The sequence below is a fragment of the Bacillus sp. DNRA2 genome (assembly GCF_012843265.1).
In the GTDB taxonomy this organism is placed as follows: domain Bacteria; phylum Bacillota; class Bacilli; order Bacillales; family Cytobacillaceae; genus Bacillus_BU.
The window spans coordinates 49,747-68,372 of the sequence record NZ_JABAIT010000016.1; the positions used below are offsets into that span (position 1 = coordinate 49,747).

The 18,626-nt window shown below is 37.2% G+C and carries 20 protein-coding genes; 7 read left to right on the forward strand and 13 right to left on the reverse strand.

Annotated elements, in window-relative coordinates; all coding sequences use genetic code 11:
- Positions 1 to 2: 2 nt before the first annotated feature.
- The 4 genes from HHO41_RS14195 to HHO41_RS14210 form a co-directional block, all read right to left on the reverse strand.
- The gene (locus HHO41_RS14195) at positions 3 to 1,166 is read right to left on the reverse strand and encodes an acyl-CoA dehydrogenase family protein (protein WP_169099756.1); all 1,164 of its coding nucleotides are present in this window, start codon (positions 1,164 to 1,166) and stop codon (positions 3 to 5) included.
- A gap of 246 nt (positions 1,167 to 1,412) precedes the next feature.
- Entirely contained in the window at positions 1,413 to 2,552 is a 1,140-nt protein-coding gene (locus HHO41_RS14200; RefSeq protein WP_169099758.1) for a Ger(x)C family spore germination protein, read from the reverse strand.
- A 31-nt stretch (positions 2,553 to 2,583) separates the two neighbouring features.
- Positions 2,584 to 3,906, reverse strand: coding sequence for a spore germination protein (locus HHO41_RS14205; protein WP_348981282.1), 1,323 nt, complete (start codon positions 3,904 to 3,906; stop codon positions 2,584 to 2,586).
- Positions 3,884 to 4,867: an endospore germination permease gene (locus tag HHO41_RS14210; RefSeq protein ID WP_169099876.1), complete on the reverse strand. Its 984-nt coding sequence runs from the start codon at positions 4,865 to 4,867 to the stop codon at positions 3,884 to 3,886. Before HHO41_RS14210 ends, HHO41_RS14205 begins: the two co-directional genes overlap by 23 nt.
- 343 nt (positions 4,868 to 5,210) lie before the next feature.
- On the opposite strand from HHO41_RS14210, the gene zupT reads away from it, so the two are divergent.
- On the forward strand, positions 5,211 to 6,008 hold the full coding sequence (zupT, locus tag HHO41_RS14215) for a zinc transporter ZupT (RefSeq protein ID WP_169099762.1): 798 nt from the start codon (positions 5,211 to 5,213) through the stop codon (positions 6,006 to 6,008).
- A gap of 224 nt (positions 6,009 to 6,232) precedes the next feature.
- Here zupT and HHO41_RS14220 read toward each other — a convergent pair whose 3' ends face one another.
- Positions 6,233 to 6,628, reverse strand: a complete 396-nt coding sequence (locus HHO41_RS14220; protein WP_169099764.1) for a winged helix-turn-helix domain-containing protein — start codon at positions 6,626 to 6,628, stop codon at positions 6,233 to 6,235.
- Positions 6,629 to 6,872: 244 nt separating this feature from the next.
- Positions 6,873 to 7,658: an enoyl-CoA hydratase-related protein gene (locus HHO41_RS14225; RefSeq protein ID WP_169099766.1), complete on the reverse strand. Its 786-nt coding sequence runs from the start codon at positions 7,656 to 7,658 to the stop codon at positions 6,873 to 6,875.
- A 185-nt stretch (positions 7,659 to 7,843) separates the two neighbouring features.
- Between HHO41_RS14225 and modA the strand changes: the two genes are divergently transcribed.
- Complete coding sequence (gene modA, locus HHO41_RS14230; protein ID WP_169099768.1) at positions 7,844 to 8,644, forward strand: molybdate ABC transporter substrate-binding protein; 801 nt, start codon at positions 7,844 to 7,846, stop codon at positions 8,642 to 8,644.
- 66 nt (positions 8,645 to 8,710) lie between these two features.
- On the opposite strand, the gene bioA is transcribed toward modA, so the two are convergent.
- Positions 8,711 to 10,072, reverse strand: a complete 1,362-nt coding sequence (bioA, locus tag HHO41_RS14235) for an adenosylmethionine--8-amino-7-oxononanoate transaminase (protein WP_169099770.1) — start codon at positions 10,070 to 10,072, stop codon at positions 8,711 to 8,713.
- Positions 10,069 to 10,758: a dethiobiotin synthase gene (bioD, locus tag HHO41_RS14240; protein ID WP_169099878.1), complete on the reverse strand. Its 690-nt coding sequence runs from the start codon at positions 10,756 to 10,758 to the stop codon at positions 10,069 to 10,071. Before bioD ends, bioA begins: the two co-directional genes overlap by 4 nt.
- Before the next feature lie 364 nt (positions 10,759 to 11,122).
- Between bioD and HHO41_RS14245 the strand changes: the two genes are divergently transcribed.
- Positions 11,123 to 11,818, forward strand: a complete 696-nt coding sequence (locus tag HHO41_RS14245) for a YczE/YyaS/YitT family protein (RefSeq protein WP_169099772.1) — start codon at positions 11,123 to 11,125, stop codon at positions 11,816 to 11,818.
- A 37-nt stretch (positions 11,819 to 11,855) separates the two neighbouring features.
- Here the strand turns inward: HHO41_RS14245 and HHO41_RS14250 are convergent, their stop codons facing one another.
- Positions 11,856 to 12,644 (reverse strand): sulfite exporter TauE/SafE family protein, encoded by a 789-nt coding sequence (locus HHO41_RS14250; protein WP_169099774.1) that lies wholly within the window; start codon positions 12,642 to 12,644, stop codon positions 11,856 to 11,858.
- Between the two features lie 505 nt (positions 12,645 to 13,149).
- On the opposite strand from HHO41_RS14250, the gene HHO41_RS14255 reads away from it, so the two are divergent.
- On the forward strand, positions 13,150 to 13,668 hold the full coding sequence (locus HHO41_RS14255; protein WP_481747099.1) for a hypothetical protein: 519 nt from the start codon (positions 13,150 to 13,152) through the stop codon (positions 13,666 to 13,668).
- A gap of 143 nt (positions 13,669 to 13,811) precedes the next feature.
- Here HHO41_RS14255 and HHO41_RS14260 read toward each other — a convergent pair whose 3' ends face one another.
- Entirely contained in the window at positions 13,812 to 14,243 is a 432-nt protein-coding gene (locus HHO41_RS14260; protein ID WP_169099778.1) for a VOC family protein, read from the reverse strand.
- 267 nt (positions 14,244 to 14,510) lie between these two features.
- On the opposite strand from HHO41_RS14260, the gene HHO41_RS14265 reads away from it, so the two are divergent.
- Complete coding sequence (locus HHO41_RS14265; protein ID WP_169099780.1) at positions 14,511 to 15,266, forward strand: tRNA lysidine(34) synthetase; 756 nt, start codon at positions 14,511 to 14,513, stop codon at positions 15,264 to 15,266.
- Between the two features lie 82 nt (positions 15,267 to 15,348).
- Here the strand turns inward: HHO41_RS14265 and HHO41_RS14270 are convergent, their stop codons facing one another.
- Both HHO41_RS14270 and HHO41_RS14275 read right to left on the reverse strand, forming a co-directional pair.
- Positions 15,349 to 15,951, reverse strand: a complete 603-nt coding sequence (locus HHO41_RS14270; RefSeq protein WP_169099782.1) for an NADPH-dependent FMN reductase — start codon at positions 15,949 to 15,951, stop codon at positions 15,349 to 15,351.
- Positions 15,952 to 16,105: 154 nt separating this feature from the next.
- Complete coding sequence (locus tag HHO41_RS14275) at positions 16,106 to 16,885, reverse strand: DODA-type extradiol aromatic ring-opening family dioxygenase (RefSeq protein ID WP_169099784.1); 780 nt, start codon at positions 16,883 to 16,885, stop codon at positions 16,106 to 16,108.
- 184 nt (positions 16,886 to 17,069) lie between these two features.
- Here HHO41_RS14275 and HHO41_RS14280 point away from each other — a divergent pair, with 184 nt between their 5' ends.
- Positions 17,070 to 17,372, forward strand: coding sequence for a winged helix-turn-helix transcriptional regulator (locus tag HHO41_RS14280; protein ID WP_282434286.1), 303 nt, complete (start codon positions 17,070 to 17,072; stop codon positions 17,370 to 17,372).
- A 115-nt stretch (positions 17,373 to 17,487) separates the two neighbouring features.
- Here the strand turns inward: HHO41_RS14280 and HHO41_RS14285 are convergent, their stop codons facing one another.
- Positions 17,488 to 18,033: a DUF1697 domain-containing protein gene (locus tag HHO41_RS14285; RefSeq protein ID WP_169099788.1), complete on the reverse strand. Its 546-nt coding sequence runs from the start codon at positions 18,031 to 18,033 to the stop codon at positions 17,488 to 17,490.
- A 193-nt stretch (positions 18,034 to 18,226) separates the two neighbouring features.
- On the opposite strand from HHO41_RS14285, the gene HHO41_RS14290 reads away from it, so the two are divergent.
- Complete coding sequence (locus HHO41_RS14290) at positions 18,227 to 18,523, forward strand: hypothetical protein (protein WP_169099790.1); 297 nt, start codon at positions 18,227 to 18,229, stop codon at positions 18,521 to 18,523.
- Positions 18,524 to 18,626 lie beyond the last annotated feature (103 nt).

Here is an 18,626-nt window from a genome sequence, read left to right on the forward strand (position 1 = left end):
ATCTACTTTCCTAGTACCTCTTTGCTAATAATTTCCTTCATAATTTCTGAAGTGCCGCCATAGATACGCTGCACCCTCGCATCGGCAAATATGCGCGAAATTGGATACTCGACCATATAACCATAACCTCCAAACAACTGCAGACATCCATCTACGACCCGACCCTGTGCTTCCGTAGTTGATAATTTTGCCACACTAGCATCAGCTGCACTCAATCGATGTTCTGCCAATAACGCCATGCACTGATTAGTAAAAGCACGGTTTACCTTTGCTTCAGTTGTCATCTCGGCAATTTTATGGCGAATAACCTGAATACTGCTCAACGGTTTACCAAACGCAACTCGTTCTTGAAGATACTTTATTGTCAGATCCAATGCCCCTTCCATCGCCCCACATGCCCCAACGGCAAGAATCGTCCGTTCCCGTGGCAGTTCCTTCATTAGCGTGACAAAACCCTTATCTACCTCACCAAGGATTTGGCTCGTTGGAACGACTACACCATCAAAAAACAATTCTGATGTATCTGCAGAATGAAGCCCAATTTTATTCAAATTCTTTCCTTTTACAAACCCTTCACTACTAGACTCAACAATAAACAAGGTTGTTCCTTTTGCAGCAGGAACATCGAAATTCGTCTTTGCCGCCACGATTGCTATATCTAAATGTTGACCATTAGTTATAAAGGTTTTCGAGCCATTTATGACATACTCACCCGTTGCTGAATTTTTAATCGCTGTTGTCTTAATTCCCTGCAAGTCACTCCCCGCCCCAGGCTCGGTCATTGCGATAGCACCTACTAAATCTCCCATTGCCATTTTCGGTAAATAGCGCAGCTTCTGAGCCTCGCTTCCCGAATTGAGAATATAATGAGCAACAATATTAGAATGAACAGCGATATTTGTAGCGACGGAATTGTAGCCTAGCCGACAAAATACATCAACAACACAAGCTGAAAATGGTAAGGATGCCCCCAGTCCACCGTATTGCTCAGGAATATCAACACAAAGGAAGCCTGCTTCACCAAGTTTTTTCCAGAGGTATTTAGGGAATATCCCCTCCATTTCCCACTGTGCATAAAATGGTTCAATTTCCCTCTTAGCAAAAGTCTCAAGTGATTTCTTGAATAAGGTTATCTCTTCTTCTATCGCTAGCTGATTGTAATTCAAAGTTCCTCCCCCATTTCTACTTTTAAATAACCTTATTGCAATTCCTGTGCCACTATTAAAACCATCGAAACTAAAACAACTTACCTTTATATTTGTTAAGGATAGTTAACAAAGTATTGTAAACTGTCTAAAAAGTTAACACTTAGTTGTTAACGCTTATGCTGGTTAAGCGTTAACTCCTTCTTTCCAAAACAAAACAGACTCCTCTTTGATGTTTGAGGAGTCTGTTTTTGGCTCAATTCCCATTCACTTATTTTCCAAGGTTGGCATCTTACGTTGTTTTCCACCATGGCTTATCAACAAATCAATCTTTATTTTCCTAATTGAATCCTTTTTTAAAGGAATTTTCCCGTTTATCTCAATTTTTTTCCAAGCTGGGAGATTATTTTTATATAGGACATGCGACAAGCGATAAACATCAGCACCACTCTCGAGGCCTTTTAAATACGTTTTTTGAATCTCTTGTTTTATCAAACCTTTTGCCTTCGAACTAATTTGAGATGATGAGAGGTTTGTTTCAAATTTACTTATATACGCTCGTAGCTTAAGCTCGATATCAAATTGGACTCTTCCGTTTGTAACGATGGGCTTAATATTTACCCTTCTATCTCCAACGGTAATGCCTATCGTCTCATTATCATTAGCTTCGATGCTTATCCCTGTTCGATCAAATTTTTTTTGAATCCAACGGTAACCATTAGCATCCTTGTCCAAAATCGTACCTAATAATGAATTGTTATTGACAATTGACAACCCTTTAATTACACCGACATTCCGAGTTTCCTTATCACCTTTCCAAGTTGTTTTATCACTACCAACAACCGGAATGATCATTTCATGAGGCGGCTCATAATGAGAAATGAGGATTTCTCGCATATCTTGGGCTTGAATAAATGAATACTGACCGAATGCAGCATCGGGGTCACTTAATCGACTTAAATACGTTGACATATTTATCGGTGGCGCAGAATCCATCACCTTTGATAATGAATCAGATGTACAGTATATCCACATGCGGTAATGCGTTTCAAAATAGCGATCAATCATATCAGTGACATCTTTTAATCCATTTTGCGCAATTGCAGTTTTGGTAACAAAAATATAAGTCAGATGCCCCCAATGAATTCGGCGCTGTGTTGTTTGATATAGATTGTAAATAGCCTCCTCAACCGATTTACCGGTAGAGTGTCCTATTTCTGCCTTAATTTGTTTTCCTGTTCCCGCACCTGATTCTGTTTTGGCTAACAAGCTTAAATTCATGAGCTGAATATATACTATGTACTTACCATCTTTATAATCAACACCTAAGCCTTGAGCATATGACATTCGGTCTGGTTCATTGGCATCCCAACAACCCGTTAGTGGGACAATAAAGGAAAATATCATGACAAATGAGATTAAGTAGGTGAATTTCGGCTTACTTCTGATTATTAGTCCCCTCTTTTCTCGTCACATCATTTAAATTTAAGTCCTCAGGCCTGCTCCGCATTTCATTACTTGGCAATTTGAAAAAGATTTTTAAGAAGGTTCCTTTATTGAATTCATTAAGACCATCTAAATATGCAACACCAAAAACTTGAATCGTTCCCAAATAACTTAATAGTAAATAAAATGAAATGAGTACTCCAAAAAAGCCAAGAATAGAGGCCAATAATATCGAAATAAAACGAATAACTGATATCGTCCCAATTAAAGATTGATCGATTAAAGTAAAGGTAGCAACTGTTGATAAAGCAATAATGACCAACATAGAAGGACTGGTTAATCCAGAGCGGATCGCAGCGTCACCAATAATTAATCCACCGACCACACTCAATATTTGACCAATCGCCATCGGCAACCGAACTCCAGCTTCGCGGAACAAATCAAATAAAAGCAACATCCCAAATGCTTCTAAAGGTGCCGGGAAAGGGACACCCCTTCTGGTTTCAACAATGGTTGCCAACAATGTCAGCGGTAACTGGTCCTGATGAAAGGTGGTCAAGGCAATCCAAATTCCAGGCAACATCGTCGATACAATTAAACCCGAAACCCGTAAAAATCGCTCTAATGAGCTGAAAATATAGGTTACTTCACGATCTTCACTACTTTTAAATAAAAGGTGAAAATTAATCGGCGTAATATAAGCTGTTGCCACTCCATCTATTAATATCACAAACCTGCCGCTTGTAAGGTTTTGAACTGCAAAATCAGGTTTCCCTGTATATTTGTGTCTTGGAAAAATCCCGTAAGGATTATCATTTATTAATTCTTCTAATTGTGTACCACTTGTCAGAGTATCAACTGAAACGCTTTTCAGCTTATTTGTGATTTGGGCAAGGGTATCTTTATTGACGATATCATCCATATAAAGAAGTAAAACCTTCGTTTGTGACCTCTTCCCTATCGTAAATTCATCAAAAACTAAGCTAGTCGTCCTTAAACGCTTCCGGATTAGTGAAATATTAACGTTAAGATCTTCAATAAAATCATCACGAGGTCCAAGGATAGTTGACTCCGCCTTAGTATCTTCAGGGGTACGTTGCGGTCGCTTGGAAATATCTGCAGTAATCATGGTTCCAGGTATACCGAAATCAATTAACAGCATTCCTGCAAAAACATCCGCTATGGCCTCTTCCTTGTTATGTATTGTTCCTAAAGAAGGGAGATTGAGGTTTTCGAGAATTTCCTCTTGTGTAGGAACACTTTGGAATTGATCAAAAAACTTTTCAATCAATCTAGGAATTGTATTGAAAAGCACTCAACGGATAAAGAGTAAGAATCTCAACTAAAACAAACACGGTAAAAAGGGCATATTTCCCGATTTTTTGGTTATTTAGGGAGAAAAGCTCTCTTATTAAGAAAAATAGAAAACTGATTCGAATATAGGCACCGGTAAGCCATTGATAAATGACAAAAAAGAATATGTGTTCAATAAAATGTCCAATCGATACTAGCTCCCATTCTTCATACGCCGGAAATCGTTGCTTTTCCGCCTCGCCTTGACTGAATTCAATGATTGCGCCCACGAGCGGACCAATCGTTAATCCTGTTAGCAAAATAGCCGTGATGGCAAATTGCTTAAAGCTAAATTTTTCCCTAATCTTATCCTGCATTAATAAGACTAAAAATAATTCAAAGAAGCCAGATAACGGGAATATGGTCCCTTTAAGAATAGGTGCGTAGCCATGTTCGAAAATAGGTTTTAATAATGAGTAATCCTTATATTGCATGTTAACGATGGCTACAAAAAAACCGAAAATGATCACAAAAAACAAGAGAAATTGATTAATGACGCAGATGGATTTCAAGTTTGTGTTGGCCATCATTAGACATACGAATCCAAGTGCAATTGCGGTAACGGTCTTTGGCGTTTCTGGAAGCAGCGTAATATGGATCCAGGTTACAGTTTCTCGTAATGTCGCAGCCACCATCAATGTTAAACTGATTATAAGTAAACCAATTAAACTATAGACAACCCATTTATTTCCCCGGCTCATTAGCCATGTAAAGATATTCTCTCGATTCGTCTTTTTATGTATCGCTAAAATAATCCAAATCCAAACTAATGTAATGACTAGCGCTAAAAGCACACTCATCCATGAATCCTTTTTAGCTGTTTGAATAAGTGGAGGAATTGCAAAAACATGATTTTTTAACCCTACTGCGGTGATAATTAGAAGGATAATTTGAAAAATTGAAATTTGATTCGCATTGTTAATTCTAACTCAACTCCCCCTAATTTTGATTTTCCTATTTTTCGCAGGATTGCTGTTAATATTCTCCTAACCCAAACATTTCACAAAATTAGTAGACTCCAAATTCAATTACTTCCTTTTTACATAAAATTATGTTAAATTTGGCTTTATATTAAAAAGTTTACCTAGGGAAACTTTTTTATCTAAGCACACGAAGAACATTGTGACTATGAGCATTAAAGGATAATGTTGACCTCGTGTAACATATGTTTCGAGTTGCATATGTTATAAAAAAACCAATTTTAAATAGGCATTGAAACTAAACTAAGCTTAGATTAATAAAAAATAGGAATGTGAGGGTGGAGAAGTGGAGAATGTCTTATTTGCGTTAGGGCTAACCCTTCTTGCGGGATTAGCTACTGGGATTGGAAGTGTTTTAGCCTTTTTTACATCCCACACTAATACAAAATTTCTATCATTAGCACTTGGTTTTTCAGCAGGAGTCATGATTTACGTTTCAATGATTGAAATATTTTCCAAAGCTAAGGTAGCTCTCGTATCTGATTTAGGGGAAGTACCCGGAAATTGGGTAACAGTGATTAGCTTTTTTGGGGGCATGCTCTTAATTGCTTTGATTGACAAATTCATTCCAAAGCAAGGAAATCCACATGAAGTTAAAAAAGTGGAGGAAATGAACAGTCCCTCTACTAGTCCTGACCTTTTAAAAATGGGCACCTTTACTGCGCTAGCAATTGGTATTCACAATTTTCCCGAAGGCATTGCCACCTTTGCTTCAGCGATTCAAGATCCAGGACTGGGAATTGCCATTGCTTTTGCGATAGCCATTCATAATATTCCAGAAGGAATTGCCGTTTCCGTACCGATTTATTTTGCTACAAAAAGTAAGAAAAAAGCTTTTAAACTATCATTCTTATCTGGCTTATCCGAACCAATTGGTGCTTTACTTGCCTATCTGGTTTTGATGCCTTTCTTAACTGATACGTTGTTTGGTATTATTTTTGCTGGAGTGGCAGGAATTATGGTGTTTATTTCACTGGATGAATTATTGCCAGCTGCCAAGAAATACGATGAAGCACATACCTCGATTTACGGCCTTGTTGGTGGAATGGCTGTGATGGCTGTAAGCCTACTATTATTTATTTAACATTCTTAAACAAAGGCTGTGTTAAACATGAATGTTGATTTCCGCTGCAGGCACTTCGCTTTCCGCGGGGCTAGTTGGGAGCCTCCTCGGCGCATTCGCGCCTGTGGGGTCTCCCATACCAGCTACTCCCGCAGGAGTCTTCGTGCCTTCCGCTCCAATCAACTTGAGAAAAATCAACACTAAGCTTTAACACAGCCTAAACAAAAAAAATGGAAAGGAGCTAATTATTCAAGCTCCTTTCCTTGACTTTTTGTGTCACTCTGTTGATTTAGATGGCTTAAAAGATGTTTCTCAAATAGTGTGTCCACTTCAGCTTGTGCTTCTTTTTGAAATAATCTATAGCGATGGAGCAATTCTTTCCCTGCAGGTGACAATATCGTTCCTTTCTGCCGATTACCTTGCTGTCGCTCCACCAACTGCATGTTTAAGCGCTCTTCCGTAGCAGTTACCTTCCCCCATGCTGCACGATATGACATTCCTAACGCCGCAGCTGCTTGATTCATTGAACCTGTTCTTTCAATTTCCTCAAACAAACGAATTCTTCCGAGTCCAAAAATTACTTCATCGTTAAGTTCGATCCATATTTTTGACTTCACCGTAAATTGTTGTTTACTGCTCAAGTACTCCCCACCTTTCAAATATTCATTATGTTCAAAACACTATTTATCAAATGTAAGTAATCAATTAACTATAACTAAATTATACTAAGATTATTTATATAAAACCATGCTTTTCATTTATACATTCCCCCACAATGGACGTTGAGGACTTTCACACCTTAGTGCGAAGCGTTGCCAAACGCACATAAAGAGGGTGCTCATAGTACATGAGCACCCTCCATCTATTTATTAGTATTCAATTTTATTAAAGAACTGGTTTTTTTGTATCGTTCCAAACAGGTTTCCTTTTTTCTAAGAATGCTCTGATCCCCTCTTGTGCATCTGGATGTTTCGTATTAAGCGAAATCACTTCGGTTGCATAATTTAAAGCTTGGAAATCTTCCATATTGATTTGCTGATAGAATTGACGCTTTCCTAATTCAATAATATTCAGGCTCTGCTTCGTGATATCTTTCGCAAGCCGCTCAGTTTCTACATCTAATAGTTCTACTGGAACCACTTTATTAACTAGGCCATGCTGTAACGCTTCTTCAGCAGACATAAAATTCCCAGTGAATAATAGTTCAACTGCCTTTTTTCGACCAATATTCCGACTTAAAAAGACTGCAGGCGTACTGCAGAATAACCCACTATTAATACCTGGAGTGGCAAATTTCGCTTCATCACTGGCAATCGCCATATCACTGGCTGCAACCAATTGACAGCCTGCTGCCACAGCAGCTTTACGAACTTTAGAAATCACAAGCTGTGGAATTTCTCGCATCGTTCTCATAACGACCTGACAGGTTTGAAAAAGCTGTAATACTTCTGTTTCAGTTTTCGCTTCAATCTCTCTTAAGCTGTGCCCGGCACAAAATACTTTTTCGGATCCCTCAATTACCACAACTTTTACTTCTCTTTTAGCTGCTATTTCTTTCAATAACATATCCAATTCTTCTAAAAGTGTCATTGATAACGTATTAAATTCTAATGGATTATCCAATGTAATATAAGCAATATCCTCTGTTTGTCTAAAAGCTAAAAATTCCATTTCTCCACTCCTTGGCTATTTTATAGTTGATAACTATATTTTGAATGTTCTGTAAATTCAGGTCAAGTAGAAATAGAGATTATGTGATTTTTTTCAGTAGAATGGCCATTTTTTACGTTGGATCACCTTTAACTCAAAGTCTAATTAGTTATAATATGGTTTATAACATATAAAGGATGTTGATCATGAACAAATACCTACCACTTCTATTTTCCTTTATGCTTATTTTACCATTAGCTACTGGATGTGCTGACACATTACCAAACAGCAAACATGAAGGAAATGATGCACAGAAAGAACAGGTTGAATTAACCATTTCCGCCGCGGCAAGTTTACAAGATGCATTAAATGAAATCAAAACCAAGTTTGAAAAAGATCATTCAAATATTATGTTAACCTTTAACTACGGTGCTTCAGGGACCCTACAAACTCAAATTTCTCAAGGCGCTCCAGTTGATTTGTTTTTCTCTGCAGCAGAGGATAAATTTGATCAATTAATGGACAAGGGGTTAATCGATAAAGATGCTGGAATCGATCTTGTCGGCAATGAAATTGTTCTAGTTGTACCAAAAGATTCCACTAAAGAAATGAACGATTTTAAAGACCTCACAAAAGCAGACAAAATTTCGATTGGGACACCTGAAACGGTTCCAGCTGGGCTATATGCAAAGGAGACAATGGAAAATATCAAAGTCTGGGAAAATGTAGTGGATAAAATTGTTTTTGCAAAGGATGTTCGTCAAGTTCTCACTTATGTTGAAACAGGAAACGTCGATGCTGGAATCGTTTATAAAACGGATGCAAAAACATCTGATAAAGTAAAAATTGTGGCGACAGCAGCTGAGGACACTCACACACCGATTATTTATCCAGTGGGAATCATAAATAAGACAAAACACATTGAAGAAGCTCAATTATTTTATGATTATCTTCAAAAGAAAGAATCATTGGAAATTCTTAAAAAATATGGTTTCAAAAGTCTTTAATATATCAAAAGACGAGCCCACCCTTCAGGGAAAACGGCTCGACTTTTGATTATTTCAATTTAGAAACTAGTAAGTCGCAAAAAATTCCGTTATTGCATCGTTTGCTGTTTCAATCATGATCCTGATTTCTTCTTTTGTGATGACATATGGCGGCATAAAATATAGAATGTTGCCGAGCGGACGAAGCAGCAAACCCTTCTCTAGAGCGATTTTATAAATTTGATAACCCATCCTATCGCTACTTGGAAATGGTTCCTTCGTCACCTTATCCTTCACCAATTCAATCGCTCCAACCATCCCAGTTTGCCGATATTCTCCAACATATGGCAAATCACTAAATGCTGCAGAAGCCTGTTGCTTCATGAAAACACTCTTTGTTTGTATCTGTTCGATGATTTCTTCCTCTTCAAAAATCTTTAACACCTCAAGCGCGACCCGACAGGCCAAAGTATTGCCAGTGTAACTGTGAGAATGTAAAAACGCCTTCATTGTTTGATAGTCATCATAAAATGCGTTGTAAACTTCATCCGTTGTTAACACTGCAGACAAAGGCAAATAGCCACCTGTTAAGCCTTTTGAAAGACACATAAAATCCGGTGAAATCCCTGCTTGCTCGCAAGCAAACATCGTCCCCGTCCTGCCAAAACCAACTGCAATTTCATCGGCAATCAGATGAACATCGTATTGTATACATAGTTCCTTTAATCCCTTCAGATAAGCAGGAGGATACATTTTCATGCCCGCCGCTGCTTGAATCAATGGTTCAATGATAACCGCTGATATTTCTTCATGATGCAACTTCATCTTTTCTTCGATAAAAGTAAGGCATTGTGTGCCGCAACGATCAGGTCGCTCATTAAATGGACATCTAAAACAATCTGGACCCTCGGCCCGGACCGTATTTAATAATAATGGTAGAAAAACCTCATTATAAAGACCCACTCCACCAACCGAAAGCGCACCAAGGGTCTCTCCATGATATGCATCACTCAAAGCCAAAAATCTTGTTTTCTTCGGCTTATCGTTCTGCATGTGGTATTGAAAGCTCATTTTTAACGCTACTTCAATTGCGGATGAGCCGTTATCGGCAAAGAAAACCTTGTTTAGCCCAGCTGGCGTCATTTGCACTAATTTTTCTGCTAAAAAGATGGCTGGTTCATGTGTAAAATTGGCAAAGATTGCATGCTCCAATTGAAAGGCTTGCTTCGCTAGTGCTGTGCTTATCCGTTCATTACTATGACCAAATAAGTTCACCCACCACGAAGAAACTGCATCAAGATACTGCTTACCATTTTCATCATACAAATATATGCCCTTCCCACTTTTAATAACGATGGGCGGAAATTCTTCATAATCTTTCATCTGCGAGCAAGGATGCCAAACATGATCCAAATCTCGTTTTTGCAAATTAGAAATAGTCGAAATCACTGCTTCATCAGCCTTTCTATTAATGGTCCATCTAACAAAATTCCACCTAAACTAGCAACATGACTCAACTTTGGAATCGTAAGTGAAGGTAGACTTGTTAACTGTTGAATGGCCCTTACATTATTAATCTCTAAATGTGTTCCGTGAAATCCATTAAAGACAATTCCGGCAACTGCGATATCTCGATTTTTTAGAGCCTCAAGTGATAGCAAAGTGTGGTTGATTGTCCCTAACGTCGTCCGTGTCACTAATACAACTGGCAGCTGTGATTCTTGAATCAAGTCAATAAAACAATAATTCAGTTGCTCATCCAACGGAACGAATAGCCCGCCTGCACCTTCACAAATCACATAATCATATTGCATCTTCAAATGATTGATATGGTTTAGAATGACGTCCTTACTAATCATTGCCCCATCTAAAAACGCTGCATAATGCGGGGATGCTGGCTCTTTAAAAGAATAACTATTTACGTGTTCTTCTACTAACCTAGTATTACTGTGAGCTTGATAGAACGCCGTATCAGGATAATAAGACTTAGAACCTTCGATGACAATACCTGATTGAACAGGCTTATACGGGATGACATTTTCACCCTTTCTCTGAAAAAACTCCATCATGGCAGCGGTAACCAATGTTTTTCCTACATCAGTATCAGTTCCGACTACCCAAAAATGTTGTGTCATTTGCAATAATTCCCTTCTACAAATATTTATTTTTTCAAAATATGAAATTTAAGCACCGATAACCCGGTTATTACATAAGTGCGGCAAATAATCCGCATAAGACGATGTTCCTTGTTTAGAAATAACCTATTACCCCTCTTTTAATGTTAACTATTTTTAATATTTAGTTAACAATTATTAGGGATTATTTTCTCATACGTTAACCTATTTGTAAACATAGTTAACAATTATACAATTAATAGAATAATAGGAAATTTTTGAATGGTTACATTCTTCTTCTTTATGATATATTGGTATAATACAAGATTGGTTTTAACAGTTCGGTGTTCCCCTTTTTGAAGTCTATATAGAAAGTGGAGTATATATGAAATATTTTCTTACCCGGTTACTACGTCTAATATTCGGACTTTTCTTATATTCACTTGGCATCGTCATTACGATGAATGCCAATATTGGTTATGCCCCATGGGATGTACTTCATGTTGGGTTGGCCAAAACAATCGGTATGAGTATCGGAAACGTTTCCATAATAGCGGGAGTGTTGATTGGCGTGGTCACTGTACTATTTGGTGAAAAACTCGGAGTCGGCACGATTTTGAATATGGTGTTGATTGGGTTGTTTTTAGACATGCTAATTAGTATTGATATTATCCCAGTCGCAAGCAATTACGTGTTTGGAATCCTCATGGTCCTTGTAGGGTTGTATATTATTGCTTTAGCATCGTACTTTTACATAGGATCAGGGTTCGGAGCTGGTCCAAGGGATAGTTTAATGGTGGCATTAACACGAAAAACAGGCTTACCAGTTGGGATTTGTCGCGGGACAATCGAGTTTTTAGCAGTCATTATCGGTTGGAAACTAGGAGGTATGGTTGGATTCGGAACAATCATATCAGCATTTATGATTGGATTTTGTGTTCAAACAACCTTTAAAATGCTAAAATTTGATCCTACAAAAGTGGAACACGAAACAATGGATCATACATTTAACTTTCTGTTTAGCAATAAAAGCGAACTAAAACAACTAGAAAAACATAAAGATAACACGACTTCTCTTTAAAATAAAAATGGAGACACTAATCGTCTCCATTTTTTATTTAAAAACTACTGCTATAAAGACTCATCCACGTTTTAATTGCAGTTACAAAGATGATGGCCCCCATAATGTATTGCAGTGCCCTTGTATTTAATCTTTTTCCAGCATTAGCTCCCAATGGGGTTGCTATCAAGCTAGCGATTACCAAAATTAGTGAAGGCAAGACTTCCACTTGACCTGTAATAATCTTGCCTGAAACCGAACCAATTGAGGAAATAAAGGTAATAGCTAATGATGAAGCGATCGTCATCCTGGTTGGAATCTTTAGCACAACGAGCATGATGGGTACTAAAAGAAACGCTCCCCCTGCCCCAACAATCCCTGCCGCTAATCCGACTATCAGTGAAAGCAAGGTCGCAAGCCATTTTTTAAAATTTACCTGTTCAAACGATACATCATCAATTCCCCGTTTTGGAACAAACATCAGAGCTAGTGCAATGAAAGCTAAAATTCCATATACTAAATTTATTCCACTTTCCGACAAATGAGTTGATCCCAATCCACCTATGAAACTACCAATTAACACACTTATTCCCATATACGCAACAAGGGTTTTATTTAAATAGCCCCCTTTTCGGTAAGCCAACACCCCTGTTAACGTCGTAAACAAAACTTGTATTGCTGTAATTCCTGACACTTCGTGAGCCGTAAAAATACCAACTCCTAATGCAGCTGGAATGTAAAGTAGCATCGGATAGTTAATAATTGCCCCACCAATTCCAATCATGCCAGAAATAAATGATCCCACAAATCCGATGAGGAAGATAGTTAACATAAAACTAATATCCATTTATTCATCCTTCTTTATTAACTAATATCTTCTAATGATTCATTAATATTTGATTCCTACATAAATTATAACACTGAAGAAAACTATTAAAATATAATTGAATATTCTTCTAAATAACCTTATAATTCTCATTAGAATAGTTGGATTAAACCTAAAATGGAGGAAGAGCTTATGTCGTTTTTAAATTTTCTTTTCAATGAAAAATGCCCGGTTTGTAAAAAGATATTAAATTCAAATGACACAATTAACTTTAGCGCAATAATCATAAAAGCTTGCCCTGACAATCACTACTTAAAAGAATTTCATCCAGCGCTAGAAACGTATATTGAAAGTTACCAATAATGGTGGCTTTCCGCTCATGTAGGAAATACTCTACACTCCTTTTTTTCACTTCCTTCATAACTTCTTCATATGACTAATCAGTTTGCATTTTCAAGTTTTTTAGTTGGACAATTTGATTGCTTCATGCTTACTGAATAGGATATTTGAGATAAACAATAAGGGAGTGCTGTTTTTGTATCCAAATTACTTTGACCATTACTATGCGGGTCCAAACCAATATGATTTTTATTCGTATCCAACTCCAGTCACTGAGGCGCATGTCCATCCCCATCAATATGATGAAAGAATTTTAGGTCAAATCGGTCAAATGTTACCACCGATGGGACCACCACCAGGCTCACAACCTGGATTTCCACCAAGCGGTCCATTTCCTGGCCAAGGACCTGGTCAATTTCCTGGCCAATTTCCTGGCCAAGGACCAGATGCAGGAGCACCAACTGCTCCGCCACCCACATTTGTTCCGGCAAAACCTCTCTCAGCAGGTACCTTTGCCGTTGACCCCGGCAGTATCAGACGCTGTTTATTCAGATTTACTTATGTCTGGTTAAGAAATTTTCAGCAATTCTGGTTCTACCCCGTATTCGTCGGTCGAACTTCTATCTCTGGATACCGCTGGACCGGCCATAGATGGGTGTTCTTTGGCGTAAGCTTAAGACAAATCGAATCGTTTACTTGTGTTTAACATAAAATCATTTAAGCAAACCGATTCAACTGAAAGGTTTTTTATATAAAAAAAGTCTAATACCTTTGTATATTTACAGAGGTTTTAGACTTTTTATTTTACTTTTTTCAAAAAACACGAGTGTTGTATTTAATTAATATGTTTTACTGCGGTTGCTCTCCTGGGACATTCACTTGGAAAGTAACGCCAAACTTGTCCTTTACTTGACCATACAAGGGGCTCCAATCCGTCTTCTGAAGCGGCATAATGACCTGTCCACCATCTTCCAAAGCAGCGAAGATTTCTCTAGCTGTAGCTTCATCACTTGGATGGACGGCCATCTGGATTGAATTTCCAGGCTGATATGGCATGCCCTCGTATGTATCGCTGAACATGAGATCTGCATCACCGACTTTCAAATGTGCATGCATAACGCGATTCTTCATGTCATCTGTCAATGGATAATTCGGGTCCTCTGGCATATCTCCGAAAGTTGTGATACCTAACACTTTTCCACCAAGCGCTTTCTCGTAAAAATGGACCGCTTCTCTCGTGTTACCGTTAAAAACCAGATACGGGTTCAAACTAATTGACATCCTCAACAGCTCCTTGGTTCTATTTTTTTACGATGCTTATGATAATTTCTAAGGGATAGTTACCACCTCTTATTATTACCCTAAATACAATTTATCATACAGAACATAAGTTCGTAAATATAAATATACGGAACAAAAAATTTATTATTTTATTCCTACATTTTTTCAGATAGTATGCCAGACTATTGGTTCTTTTTTCTTTGAATATCAATTATAATGCTACTAAACTGTTACATAGCCATTCAATGATCCCAAGGAGTAGAAGAAATGATTTTAACATTATCAAATTCTGAAAGAAAACGTCTATTAATTCCCATTAAGAAAACTATTTTAGATTACAAAATGATAGAAGAGGGTGATCGGGTAGCTGTAGGCCTATCAGGCGGAAAAGATAGCTCAACTTTATTGATTATTTTATCTATTTTACAAAAACAGCTTCCATTTCATTTTGAACTCATTCCGATTTCACTCTCACTAGGGTTTGAGGATTTAGACATGACGCCATTAAAAAAGTTCGTTAATGGGCTTGGACATGACCTCTACATAAAAGAAACAAACATTAGCCAAATTGTTTTTGATTTTAAAAAAGAAAAAAACCCATGTTCTTTATGTGCTAATTTAAGAAGAGGCACGCTTTTTGAATATGCTGCCTCATTGAATTGTAACAAATTAGCTTATGGTCACCATTTGGATGATGGTATCGAGACATTTTTTATGAACCTTTTTTACGGTGGAAAATTAGGTGTCTTTAAACCGATAACCCATTTGGATCGCGCTAATATTACCTTAATCCGTCCAATGCTAGCTATCGAAGAAAAAACAATTATCAATTTTGTCAAAGCCAAAAGCATCCCGATTATCGATAACCCATGTCCTGCTGATAAGCAGACAAAACGCGAAGAAATGAAAGACCTTGTAAAGCAATTGAGTACTACCTACCCTGATTTGCGTCAAAAATTTATGAACGCAGCTATGAACATCAAGGAAGAGGAATTTTGGAAGATTGAACAAAAGACGAGATGATAAGTCTCGTCTTTTGTTCAAAGGTCTATTTACTTGTTAAAACAATCCAGAATGGTTTCCCACTCTGATTTTTTGTTTTGTTTTATCTTAAGGTTTTTAATGCCCCACTCCATGCAACAACTTCTTCAAGCATCGTGTTAACATTGTTTAGATGGAGTTCAGCTGGTTTGAATTCACTCATATTTTCAAAATCAGTAAATAATGATAACGTTGGATGCGTACGAACATCCGCCACTTTTTGTTCTGCAAGAATTCCCCGTAAATGTTCAGCAGCCCGAGCTCCTCCAGTTGAACCGTAACTTACGATACCCGCTGCCTTGTTATACCACGCTTCTCGGGCAAAATCGATTGCGTTCTTTAATGCACCCGTGATACTGTGATTGTACTCTTGAACGATAAATACGAATCCATCGAGGCTCGCAAGTTTTTCATTCCATGCCGCAATTCCCGGTTCTGTTCCATCAGTTGTTCCTAAAAACGGAAGGCTAAAATCTGCAATGTCAACAATTTCATAATTTGCATCTCCTCGTTTGTCAGCAATCCCTTTTACCCATTCTCCAACTTGTGGGCTCACACGACCTTGACGAGTACTTCCTAAAATAATACCAATACTTAGCTTTTCATTTGTCATTTTTTCTGTCCCCTTTTCTAATGTTTCACCAAATAATTTGGATAAAAAACCCATATAAATACACCGCCTACTATTATTACTTCAATTTGAAGTCAATATTCTTTCCTCGAATCCAAATCTCGAATTTGATTATTTTTAATTCGAGATAAAAAGCAAAAAATAATCATTACTTAATTATTTTGACCTTTGTTCTACTCGTCAATTGACATTAACCAAATTGCCAAACACTATGGGATAGATTCCCATATCTAAATTCTCGATGAAGCAAGGTCGCTTTTGGATGATTATGTGCTGCACCCATTGCATAGAAAATTGGAATAAAATGTTCACTTCCATATGAAGGTACCGCAAATTCTGCATTGGGGGCAAGGGAATCATAGCTAAATAAAGCTGGTAAATCCCAATTATTAAGCTTTTCTGCTAACCAATCCTCAAACTCAAGCGCCCAAGCATCAACCTCACCATTGTCAGCCCATTTTAAAGCTCTTAAATTATGAACAGTGCCCCCACTGGCGATAATTAAAATATCCTTAGTTCTTAATGCAGATAAAGCTTTTCCTATTTTATATTGCTCATCAGGAGTAAGATTCCGGTTGACTGACATTGCGATTACTGGAATCTCAGCATTAGGATAAAGTAAGCGAAGAACTACCCATGCACCATGATCCAGACCACGAGTTATATCATTTTCAAAAGCAATACCATTTTTATTGAATAGGTCCCCTATTTCTTTTGCTATATCAACATTCCCATGAGCAGGATATTTGATTGTGTATAAAGCAGGATCAAATCCTCCGAAATCATGAATCGTACTATACTGATCGACTCCACTTACTTGCTGAACTTCGGATTCCCAATGTGCAGAAAACAAAACAATAGCTTTTGGGCGAGGTAAGTTATGACCTAATTGATTTAAAAATTTCGTGTAATCGTTATTTTCAATTGCAAGTAGTGGTGAACCATGGGCAACAAATAATGATGGCATCATCTCAATTTCCTCCTTATTTCTTACAATCAACCAACTAGCAATCAATTTATTAGTTAGTTACTTTATGTAAGTAAGTATATAATGATTAGTTAATAAAATCAAGTATGTTATTAATAAAAAGATATTTAATTATATTTAATTATTTTTATTTACGTTTATAATATTAGGTAAGGAGTTGATGTTATTGGATAAATCGATATGTCCTAGATTTGATAAAGCCATGGGATTATTAAGCCAAAGATGGACAGGGTTGATTTTATATCAGCTTTTATCTGGTCCTCAGCGTTTTTGTACTATTGAATCTTCAGTAGGTGTGAGTGGCAGAGTGCTTTCAGAAAGGTTAAAGGATTTGGAGAACGAAGGGGTCGTTAAACGTGAGGTATTTCCAGAAACTCCAGTTCGAATAGAGTATTCACTTACAGATAAAGGTATAGCTTTACAACCGATAATGAAAGAGATTGAAAATTGGTCGCAAAACTGGCTTTAAATAAAAATGTCCTTCATTTATTAGGCCCATAAAATAATAACAGGCATATTTCCCAGCGAAATGTGCCTGTTTGCAAGTTATACAATTCGACAAAATTCGGGCGGTGACAGGCACCTTATCCTTTTTGGGCTTGCATGAGTTCATATATCTTACGAGCGGTGTTAACGTTTCTTACCGTGACCTGTTTGTATATTTTTGATCCAATGATTTTGGACATACCACTTTTGGTTACATTTTCCTTGTCAACCGACCAAAGGATTGCGCCAGGAAAATACTTTACAGTGTCAACATCAGGCTTTATGACAAGTTCTTCGAGCACAGATTCATCATCTATTTCATCCCATAAAAACATCACATCACTTTTCATGTCTTTATCATTTTTCCATGTATCAGGAATCGCATTAATAATTCCTCTGACATCATCGAGACTACGAACGACTACTTTAATTTGTAATCCAAAATCAACATGAATAGCTTCTTCCAAAATAGCTGATAATTCAATTTTTGAAAGACCATTTTTTGAGAAAATAATATTACCCGTATTGATGTATGTTACCACGTCATTCATCCCGACTCGTTCAAATGTTTGTTTAAGCAACTTCATGTCAATTTTATTATTTCCACCAACATTAATCCCCCGAAGAAGAGCGATATAAACCATAACCATCCTCCAATCGATTCTCTACTTTACAAACCATTATATCTACATGATTAAACTTGGTATACTAACTAATCGGTTCTTTATGGGTTGTAGAAAAAACTATCTTTATTTTATAGTAAATTTGTTTACAATGGATTTATATGAATAAAAATGCGAACCAAATTTATGGTGTTTGGCGAAAGGAAAGAAATCCATGATTAGAAAAACTGATGTAATTGAAAGGTTAAACTCATTGATTGGCCAGGAGCTAACTAGCGATCGTTTACATGAAGCGATATTTTGTGAAGTAAAGCATCAAAAAATATTGCGTCGCTATCATACCGGAAAATACACTTATGTGCAGTTCAAAATACATACAAATAATGACGGACAGTCCTTTGTCGATATCATCATCCCTGGAAATCCTAATACATTTAGAGTTGATATGGAAATAATGGATGGAAAAATGATTGTCCAATCTGAAGCAAGAATAAATTATTCGTATTTATAAAGTACAGTGGATATTATGCGAAATTTATCAAACGTTTTATCAAAATAACGAACTCAATGTCCGAAAAAAAAAACGCATGGACCCCTTCAAAAAGGTCCATGCA

What these genes read in the sequence shown, in the direction of transcription:
- HHO41_RS14200 (WP_169099758.1), bottom strand. Translation starts at nt 2,552, where the DNA reads ATGATATTTTCCTTTATTGTCCCACTAACGGGTTGTTGGGATGCCAAT.
- HHO41_RS14225 (WP_169099766.1), bottom strand. Translation starts at nt 7,658, where the DNA reads ATGGAATTTTTAGCTTTTAGACAAACAGAGGATATTGCTTATATTACA.
- modA (WP_169099768.1), top strand. Translation starts at nt 7,844, where the DNA reads ATGAACAAATACCTACCACTTCTATTTTCCTTTATGCTTATTTTACCA.
- bioD (WP_169099878.1), bottom strand. Translation starts at nt 10,758, where the DNA reads ATGACACAACATTTTTGGGTAGTCGGAACTGATACTGATGTAGGAAAA.
- HHO41_RS14245 (WP_169099772.1), top strand. Translation starts at nt 11,123, where the DNA reads ATGAAATATTTTCTTACCCGGTTACTACGTCTAATATTCGGACTTTTC.
- HHO41_RS14250 (WP_169099774.1), bottom strand. Translation starts at nt 12,644, where the DNA reads ATGGATATTAGTTTTATGTTAACTATCTTCCTCATCGGATTTGTGGGA.
- HHO41_RS14260 (WP_169099778.1), bottom strand. Translation starts at nt 14,243, where the DNA reads ATGTCAATTAGTTTGAACCCGTATCTGGTTTTTAACGGTAACACGAGA.
- HHO41_RS14265 (WP_169099780.1), top strand. Translation starts at nt 14,511, where the DNA reads ATGATTTTAACATTATCAAATTCTGAAAGAAAACGTCTATTAATTCCC.
- HHO41_RS14270 (WP_169099782.1), bottom strand. Translation starts at nt 15,951, where the DNA reads ATGGGTTTTTTATCCAAATTATTTGGTGAAACATTAGAAAAGGGGACA.
- HHO41_RS14275 (WP_169099784.1), bottom strand. Translation starts at nt 16,885, where the DNA reads ATGATGCCATCATTATTTGTTGCCCATGGTTCACCACTACTTGCAATT.
- HHO41_RS14285 (WP_169099788.1), bottom strand. Translation starts at nt 18,033, where the DNA reads ATGGTTTATATCGCTCTTCTTCGGGGGATTAATGTTGGTGGAAATAAT.
- HHO41_RS14290 (WP_169099790.1), top strand. Translation starts at nt 18,227, where the DNA reads ATGATTAGAAAAACTGATGTAATTGAAAGGTTAAACTCATTGATTGGC.